At 40.1% G+C, this 7,746-nt stretch carries 10 protein-coding genes and 1 pseudogene; 4 read left to right on the top strand and 7 right to left on the bottom strand.

Features of this window, described 5'->3' with window-relative positions:
* Positions 1–260: 260 nt before the first annotated feature.
* The 7 genes from BM146_RS18595 to BM146_RS19775 all read right to left on the bottom strand — a co-directional run bounded on the left by BM146_RS18595 (position 261) and on the right by BM146_RS19775 (position 5,692).
* Positions 261–2,159, bottom strand: coding sequence for a vWA domain-containing protein (locus BM146_RS18595; protein ID WP_074892138.1), 1,899 nt, complete (start codon positions 2,157–2,159; stop codon positions 261–263).
* Positions 2,143–3,219, bottom strand: coding sequence for an AAA family ATPase (locus BM146_RS18590; protein WP_074892136.1), 1,077 nt, complete (start codon positions 3,217–3,219; stop codon positions 2,143–2,145). Before BM146_RS18590 ends, BM146_RS18595 begins: the two co-directional genes overlap by 17 nt.
* A gap of 75 nt (positions 3,220–3,294) precedes the next feature.
* Entirely contained in the window at positions 3,295–3,765 is a 471-nt protein-coding gene (locus tag BM146_RS18585) for a hypothetical protein (RefSeq protein ID WP_143087544.1), read from the bottom strand.
* A gap of 10 nt (positions 3,766–3,775) precedes the next feature.
* On the bottom strand, positions 3,776–4,357 hold the full coding sequence (locus tag BM146_RS18580) for a hypothetical protein (RefSeq protein WP_074892132.1): 582 nt from the start codon (positions 4,355–4,357) through the stop codon (positions 3,776–3,778).
* A gap of 21 nt (positions 4,358–4,378) precedes the next feature.
* Positions 4,379–4,531 carry a hypothetical protein gene (locus BM146_RS19780; protein WP_177201753.1) on the bottom strand — a complete coding sequence of 51 codons (153 nt, stop codon included), beginning with the start codon at positions 4,529–4,531 and terminating at the stop codon, positions 4,379–4,381.
* Positions 4,532–4,649: 118 nt separating this feature from the next.
* The gene (locus tag BM146_RS18575) at positions 4,650–5,315 is read right to left on the bottom strand and encodes a hypothetical protein (RefSeq protein ID WP_074892130.1); all 666 of its coding nucleotides are present in this window, start codon (positions 5,313–5,315) and stop codon (positions 4,650–4,652) included.
* Positions 5,316–5,341: 26 nt separating this feature from the next.
* The gene (locus BM146_RS19775; RefSeq protein ID WP_177201752.1) at positions 5,342–5,692 is read right to left on the bottom strand and encodes a hypothetical protein; all 351 of its coding nucleotides are present in this window, start codon (positions 5,690–5,692) and stop codon (positions 5,342–5,344) included.
* Here BM146_RS19775 and BM146_RS18565 point away from each other — a divergent pair.
* From BM146_RS18565 to BM146_RS18550, 4 genes and pseudogenes are all read left to right on the top strand, one after another.
* Positions 5,685–6,557: an AAA family ATPase gene (locus BM146_RS18565; protein ID WP_074892126.1), complete on the top strand. Its 873-nt coding sequence runs from the start codon at positions 5,685–5,687 to the stop codon at positions 6,555–6,557. The two genes, BM146_RS19775 and BM146_RS18565, sit on opposite strands and share 8 nt — an antisense overlap.
* 5 nt (positions 6,558–6,562) lie before the next feature.
* A complete protein-coding gene (locus BM146_RS18560) occupies positions 6,563–6,871 on the top strand; it encodes a DUF4435 domain-containing protein (RefSeq protein ID WP_074892124.1) in 309 nt (102 codons plus the stop codon).
* Between the two features lie 127 nt (positions 6,872–6,998).
* Positions 6,999–7,424: a hypothetical protein gene (locus BM146_RS18555; protein ID WP_177201751.1), complete on the top strand. Its 426-nt coding sequence runs from the start codon at positions 6,999–7,001 to the stop codon at positions 7,422–7,424.
* A 104-nt stretch (positions 7,425–7,528) separates the two neighbouring features.
* Positions 7,529–7,746, top strand: a pseudogene (locus BM146_RS18550) (IS5/IS1182 family transposase); the annotation flags it as partial.

The raw sequence follows: 7,746 nt of genomic DNA, 5'->3' as shown, positions 1-7,746 counted from the left end.
CACAAAGTGTGTTGCTTGCAATCGGATTCGATATCAATAAACTGCATCACAAGATCATGGCCGGCCGAACAGGAACTCATCTTTTTGAGCTAAAGAAAACGGCATAATTTTTGATCCTTAAAAAACAAACTCCTGTATCTGATCCGAAGATATCTTCGGACTATTAAGTTACTCTAAAAATATGAGATATGAGCAGAAAGCAGATATAAGTACCGATTTTTAGGCCTGAAAAAGGGCCATCGCCCAGATGATTCAATCATCTAATGCGACAGCCCCATATCAACTATATTGGCTGTGAATAGTAACAAAACTTCGCCTCTTGCCCTAAAAGGAAGCCTCCCTCCGGTTGGGAGAATATAGGCATGTTCACGCTTTATTTCAAGATGATTTTCTATCCATCCATCGGTAATAATAAGTATCGGACCATCCTTAGGAAAATCCCTTGTCCTTTGCAAAAGATCTACAGCAGGCTGAATTCTCGTTCCTCCTCGTCCAACAACCTTGACTTTTCCTGCTATTTCATCGGGAGTCATATAACCAGCATCGTAAGCATCAGCATCACAAAAGATAACTCTTGCTGCCATTACATCCCTTGCCGCCGCATAGCTCGCAACTGCCCCCAACGCCTTTCCGATATCTTCCACATTCATTGATCCCGAAGTGTCAATAATTACACCAAAGGTCCTGGCTGCATTATCTGTTTCAGTGATCACATAGCTTGCTCTTGGAATATCAGGAGTACTGCTCTGTCTCCTGCTAGGATACGCATAGCTTCTATGCTTTTCAAGCGGCCTAATATGCGCATTGAACCATTCTGACAGTTTTACATCCCAAGGCACAGGTGGCACAGCAAGTGCCCTTATCTCTTGAACAAGTCCCGCGGGTATATAACCTCTGCCCCTCCTTGCCAGTTCATACTCAAGACCCTGGCCCAAAGCATTTCGGTAGAATTCATCCAAAGAGACTCCTCTACTCTGTCCATCAAAGGAGCCGGGAGTTCTTTTTCCCATGATGTCTCCCTGGCCATTTCCTCTGAAGGTATTCTTCTTCATGAAGGTTCTCATATCCAGTATGATCTCATCATAGATTTCCTCAGCAGACATATTCTTGAGCTTAGGATCATACAGGACTCCCTCTGGCATAACTCCCACCTTCATATCCACTAGCCAGCCATTAATGACATAATCAGTGGCAATATTCCAGAGATAATGGTCTCTTCCAGCAGACCTTGTATGATGTAAAAGAGCTGCATGCATGAATTCATGAGCCATTACAAATCGCCACTCTTCTTCGGACATACTTTTTGAGGTATTGATATAGATTATTCCCTCGTAAGCATCGACTGCAGCAGTACTGATGTCATATTTCCGACATTCATTTATGTCGTCCACAATCTTGAAGGATGCTGCAATCGCTCCCAGAAGCGGAAACGTATTTATGAACCAATTAGCAATTTTTTTACCGTAGGAATTATCATCCTCATGATCAGCCACATAATCAATTGCATTGGAAACAGACTTTGCCAGATAATACGCAAAATCGCTGGCAAATTCATTCTGCTCTTGAACTCCCCAACGATTCTTCCTGTACACCAGAGGCTTTTCCAAACCGATCATGTCCATGGAATCCAGCGCACCTACACCGTATACATTATTGTCCTCATCCCAGTTCTCTCTGATAAGGTAGTCGTATATCTTTTGCTCATCCTCCATGATGCTGAAGGGAATGACTCCTACGGGTGACTGGTTAAGAGGCTCACCAAGTCTGATATCATGAAGGAATCTATCAACATATATGTCGCAGGCAATATTCCATAGCTTTTTGTTGAAACTCACCTTCTTGGTCTTTTTGCCAGCCTCATCAACCTCGTAATAGCCCGGAACCTTGTCCTCGTCATAATGTCCGAAGCAATTATGCAAAATGCAGTGAGCTATAGCAAACGCCCACTGCTTAGGAGAAAGGCTCACATTCCGATTAACCAGAATCGTACCATTGGCATTGGAACTGGCAGGTGTCTTCTTCCCCAATTCATTTCTGCCAACAATCCTGAGATTGAAATTTATAAGATGCCCAAAGACATCATGCTCAGATAAAAGTTCTATCCCCTTCTTAAGCTGGATGAGATTTGGATCTTCTTTTTCTTTATGCTGTTTTCCCATCTTTCTTCTTTTCCTGTGATGCCAGACGTGGCAAATCTCTTACAATCTCAACCATAAACCATTCCGGAAGAATCTTTCCATCATCTGCAGATACCACCATCTGCGCAAGCTCATAGTTAAGCTGCGCCAGCTCCTTTAAAAGAGCCTTCGCTCTATGGGCAAAGTACTGAGTCTTTTTATCAATTTCAGATTTCTGAGCAGGAAGATCATGAAGAAGTCTTGCTCTAAAGGACTGAGCAAGAAAGTACAGTACATCCCTATCCTCAGGCTTGTCCGGCCACTTAGCATCACCCTTAATAATATCCTCAAGCAGATACTTGTTATCGAGCTGCTTAACAAATGCCGCAAACATACCGGCATGGCTAGCGCTTACACTTCCGTAGGCCAGCATTCTTATCACCTCAATTGAAACTTCCTTTTCTCCTGCTCCAAACTCTTTTAGTGCATCGCTGAGCATATGCCAGGATCTTGGAGTGGAAAAAGGCTCCTCGGTCTTGGGCGGATCAGAAAATAGATGATCCGGTCTCTGATTGATATAATCTGTAATCCAACTATGAATACCACTCTCATAGGCCCAAGAAAGCCAGCTCTTAACGTCAGGCTTAAGCTGAACATGAAACATTCTGTTGATAAGAGCACTAGACATGGTCTTCACAATAGCAGAGTCCTGCGCCCTATTTCCTGCGCCAATAACTACACTACCCTCCGGAAGATGATATTCTCCGATCCTCCTTTCATAGATAAGCGAGTAGAACGCCTTTTGAACCTCCTGGGTGCAGGCATTAAGCTCATCCAGAAAAAGAACGTATGGCTCTTTCATCTTAGGCGGAAGAAACTCTGATGTCTCTCCTCTGATCTGAGGTATACCAATAATATCCTCCGGTGCAAGCTGCGATCCCAATAAGGACACACAATCAAGTCCGACCTCCATGGCAAACTTCTCAACCAAGGCAGACTTGCCAATCCCCGGCGCTCCCCAGATAAATACAGGTCTCGCCGGCGCAATATTGAGCAGTATTTCCAATAATTCTTCTTGATTAACTGTAATAGGCAAATTCATAAAGTGTAGTTCTCCTTTGCCTTATATGATACTTGTATGGATTCCAAAAAGCATTGAACCTCTGGTTCAATTTTGTTAAATGTCCCCAATACAATATTCTGCGTCGTACTTTTTGCAGAGCCTTTCATAAAGCCACTTATTGCCAAGACTTCTACGCATTGCTTTGCGCGCGCAGGTAAGACAAGTTACTGTTCCAACTTTATCTCCCAAGTGGTTTTCAACGAATTCATATCTATATTCAGGCATACCAGGAATATATTTCCTCTTCTCTTTTATTTCCGGCATCGAATGCATTTCGTCGCTGTGATAATTCTCCCAGCTTCTCACCTTATCCCACTGTTCCTCTGTAGGAGCAAAGCCTGCGTTTACTCTGGATACCATTTCCAATCTTTCTACGTGAGCATTGAAAACTTCATCCTCACTGTTCCACTTACGCACTTTCTCAAGTGCATCATCCCGCTCCATCTCAAGCTGGTGAACATATGCCAGTAAATCCTTTACATTCCCCTCAAAATCGCTATACAGTAGCTTTCTTTTACTCTCCATACCATCACCTTCATATCTGCTCCAAAATTGCAAATCTTTCTTCCGAAATCTCCGTCTTGGCCATTCTGGCTACAACATCCCAATCATATCCGTCTTCCAGTGCTCTTTTACAGCACTTAACAAACCATCTGACATAGTGCTCCAAGACCATTTGGAGAACTTCACTACTACTCATGGCTTCATCTACCGGATATTCCGGATAGTTCTCTTGATATTGTTCGTAATTTATTTTCGCTGCATGGTTACAATAATCTTCCATAACTTCTTTATTTAAAGCAATTATTGCAGTACTTCCCAGTCTCCTGAATGTATTGAGATAGAACAAATAGGAATTACTTCCTTCTAATTCATTTTTCTGGCAGTCTAGATCTTTAGCAGCATTACACGACAAATTAAAGTCATCCATGTACGCACAAGTATCTACAAGCTTTTTGACTTCGCTCTCTTCCATCCCAGACCATTTCTGCAAATGATCAGTCGTAACAAATGAAAATCCTGTTTTTTGCGCCTTATCATTCTCTGCATGAATCAAATCCACAATCATCAGCTGTTTTCCGATAAGTCTCTGTTTTTCTATTTCTTCCCACTCCATTAGTTTCACCTTCCCCGTAATTTATCGCCCAAAGAAAAAGCTAATAAGTTTCTTCTTTCTCCTCTGACACTTATAATATTTGAGGTCAATGATTTTTAAATTCTCTTCATGAAGACGTAAGCTCTCGACAAGCTTGTCCATTATGTTGCAGTAAAAAGAATAAACTCGTTTCATATCCAGGCTCCTTTGCTATCTATATTAAGCGAATTCTTCTCCCATTTCATTTAACTTCTGGTTGAAAAAAGAGAGCTGAGATATATAGCATCCCAAGCTCTCTTGCCCCATTTTCTCTTCACGCAAGCTTAACTTCATCCAGTTTTTCCCATTCAGTTGCCTGTATCAGCTTATCGAGAATCTCCTTATCTTTAATTTTATAAAGAGATATCTCATCACGGGCAAAATGTCCGGCTATTGTGCTTCCATGATGTGATGGATCCGCTTCTTCTACAACTGACAGATAATCTCTTTCCAGCAATCTATTTGTCAAAACCTCATATCCTTGAAGTTCTACTGCATAGCCTTCTCTCCTTAGGGCAAGAAAAGCCCTAATAATGTCGGTACTTCTATCCGCAGAATCACCAACAATCATAAGCTTGCACTTATCTGAATCCAATTCCGGAACAACGCATAATCTAAGTGAAAATGAATACTTGTTAATGATATCCCATGGATGTCCACCATAGTATTCATATGAAAAATAGGGTACCTTCTTCCTTAACCATCCAACAAAGTACACTTCATCATCAAGCGGAAGCTTAAAAAGTCCATCGTCTCTACAATCCGCCACTGCATAATACCATTCCTTTGGAGTCAGCCCGCCATACCTTGATTTTTCCGCTTCATCATCTTCCCAAGCATTTAAAGAATCCTTCCTTGTTCCAACATAGTAGTTGAAGGAATGCCTTCCATCAAAATCTTCCTTTTCGTAATATTTGATATCAAGAAGATTATCAAGCAAATACTCTTCTTCAAAATCACTATCCTTTAGCTCCGGAGAAATCCAGATATTATAGTTAGGTTGTTAACATCCTCTGCAAGGTATGACATGTCTGCAGAAAAGATAAGTCTGAGTTCAGCCTTGATATCTGCAAAAGAACGAAGCTTTTCTAAAACATATTTCTCTTTTGAGACCTTATCCATCTTCATCTCAGAAGAAAGCTTCTCTTCATACTCCGAAATAAGGAGCTTTAAGTCAGAGACCCTATCATTATTAACCTTCGTCTCTTTGCCGCTCCATCCATTTGCGCGGACAAGATTCACCTTACCAAAAATCTCATTCCTAGATCTTATAATACAGATACCTGTTAACTTCATCAAAGCTGATAGATTGTACATTAATAGTAATGAATCTCGAAGAATAGGGGTTCGAAATAGATATAGCAGTTCTCATGATTCTGATCGTGAAGGTGATTTAAAAATCGAAGCTATCACAGAATGTGCTTGGGACTTAAGAGACAGAATTAATAATAACAAAAGAACTAAAGAGGAAGTATCTGAAGCACTAGATCGAACATTCCCACAGAGAGTTATAGATCTATATAAAAACACTCAGAAGCGTGATGCAAAACAAATACGCGAGCAGCTCCAAGAACTAGAGCAAAAGAGAAAAGATCTTGAAAAAATAGGTCTTATTGTTGACGACAGAGAAACTTTGCGTTTCTCCTCTGATGAAGACTTTCCAACAGATGCTTTACCTGTGCTAGAAATCTACATCGAAGACAATAAGAAAAAGTTAGCTGCATATGATAAATTGAAAGTGCAAATTGATTTGCTTCTTAAGGCGATCAATGAAAGCAATGCATTCGCAAACAAGAAGCTCGTAATTCAGACAAATAAGTCACATTCTATAAACCCATACGCTGCATTAAAGGCTGCCCCTAAGGCATTGAAATTCCTGACTAATGATGGCCGAGAAATTCCCCTAGAGCGGTTATCTTCTGGTGAAAAGCACGCCGTAATACTTTTTTATAACTTGATATTCAATTCTAAAGAAGATTCTCTAGTCATGATTGATGAACCAGAGATATCATTGCATATTTCTTGGCAGCAACACTTTATATCTTCTTTGCTTGAAATATGTAAAGAAAATAGGCTCTACGCAGTTATAGCAACACATTCACCAGACATTGTTAATGGACATTGGGATTTGCTTGTTAATCTGGATGGCACTCCAGTCGATGAAGATGATGAGGAGGACTAAATACTATGGCAGTTAACATGTCTGATTACATATCTCCCGATCGCAGCATTAGTGAAATGCTTATGCTTCGAGAAGTCGACAAAGATGCTATTTTTATATATGTAGAAGGGCAAGATGATATTAAACTTATTTCAAGACTGGTAAAACCAAACGTTCATGTTGGATTTTGTAAGGGCAAGAAAAAGGTATGTGAACTGATGAGAAAGGTAGAAAACAATTCTCGCCTAAAAAATGTTGTTGCCTTAGTAGACAAAGACTATGACGAACTATTGCACGGAGATCCTAGTATTGAAAACCTTTTTTATACAGACTGAACCGACATGGAATCCAGTATTCTTATGGTGGAAAAAGCAGTCCAAAAAGTAATGCTAGAATATTCTGACCCTGCCAAAGTCGATTCATATAATAATGTTCATATTCCTGCCCTGCTCCAAAAAGTATTTGATATATGCAAGGTTGACCAATCAAAAATACGATATTGGGTTAAGGTTTAAGAGCGTTACTATTACTGAATTTATAAATAAAGATTTAGAATTCGATTATCAGCATTACCAAGAAGCTGTGATCAATAATTCTGGCATTAAAATCAATACAGAAACGTTAAAATCTAGAGTCATTGGTGAATCACATAACAATTATGATTTCTGGGAAATCTGTCGTGGACATGATTTAGTAAAAGTTATGCAGTATGTGTTTAGCTCCGGAAGAGAATGCCTCAGCTATGGAAATTCCATATTTGATGAAAAAGAATTGTCACGCTTTATCAGAGGAGCTTATGAAGAGCAATGGTTTATCCATACCTCAATGTATATCAATTTAAAAAACTGGCAATCCCGGAAACATGTTGACTTGCTTGACGTTGGATAAAAAAGGGGCTGTCGCACTAAGTAATTAGTGCTCAGCTCCCTTTTTATGCCCAAAACACAAAAACCAGGCTTCGAAAAGCCTGGTTTTTGCTGTAAAATATATTTATGCTACTAAATAAAATCTTACAAGGAAATTATAGCCTTTCTTCCTTAAATCATCAAATAAAACTTCCGCTCGACATAGACCTATCAGTAGCAGATGACGATCCGGTACGCCTGGTAAGCGCATTCGTGGAGGAGATGGACCTTTCTGATCTTTATGCAACATATGAAAGAATCAGAAAAGGCCAGGCAACGCTCCGTCATATGATGAAGATAGCAGT

This window comes from Butyrivibrio proteoclasticus (genome assembly GCF_900115735.1).
GTDB classification, from domain to species: Bacteria; Bacillota; Clostridia; order Lachnospirales; family Lachnospiraceae; genus Butyrivibrio; species Butyrivibrio proteoclasticus_B.
The sequence above is the reverse complement of the archived record's forward strand: the minus strand, read 5'-3'. Positions and strand labels throughout refer to the sequence as shown.

Excerpts from the sequence above, each read along its gene's own strand:
- BM146_RS18595 (WP_074892138.1), bottom strand. The coding sequence starts at position 2,159 with ATGGGAAAACAGCATAAAGAAAAAGAAGATCCAAATCTCATCCAGCTT.
- BM146_RS18590 (WP_074892136.1), bottom strand. The coding sequence starts at position 3,219 with ATGAATTTGCCTATTACAGTTAATCAAGAAGAATTATTGGAAATACTG.
- BM146_RS18585 (WP_143087544.1), bottom strand. The coding sequence starts at position 3,765 with ATGGAGAGTAAAAGAAAGCTACTGTATAGCGATTTTGAGGGGAATGTA.
- BM146_RS18580 (WP_074892132.1), bottom strand. The coding sequence starts at position 4,357 with ATGGAGTGGGAAGAAATAGAAAAACAGAGACTTATCGGAAAACAGCTG.
- BM146_RS19780 (WP_177201753.1), bottom strand. The coding sequence starts at position 4,531 with ATGAAACGAGTTTATTCTTTTTACTGCAACATAATGGACAAGCTTGTC.
- BM146_RS19775 (WP_177201752.1), bottom strand. The coding sequence starts at position 5,692 with ATGTACAATCTATCAGCTTTGATGAAGTTAACAGGTATCTGTATTATA.
- BM146_RS18560 (WP_074892124.1), top strand. The coding sequence starts at position 6,563 with ATGGCAGTTAACATGTCTGATTACATATCTCCCGATCGCAGCATTAGT.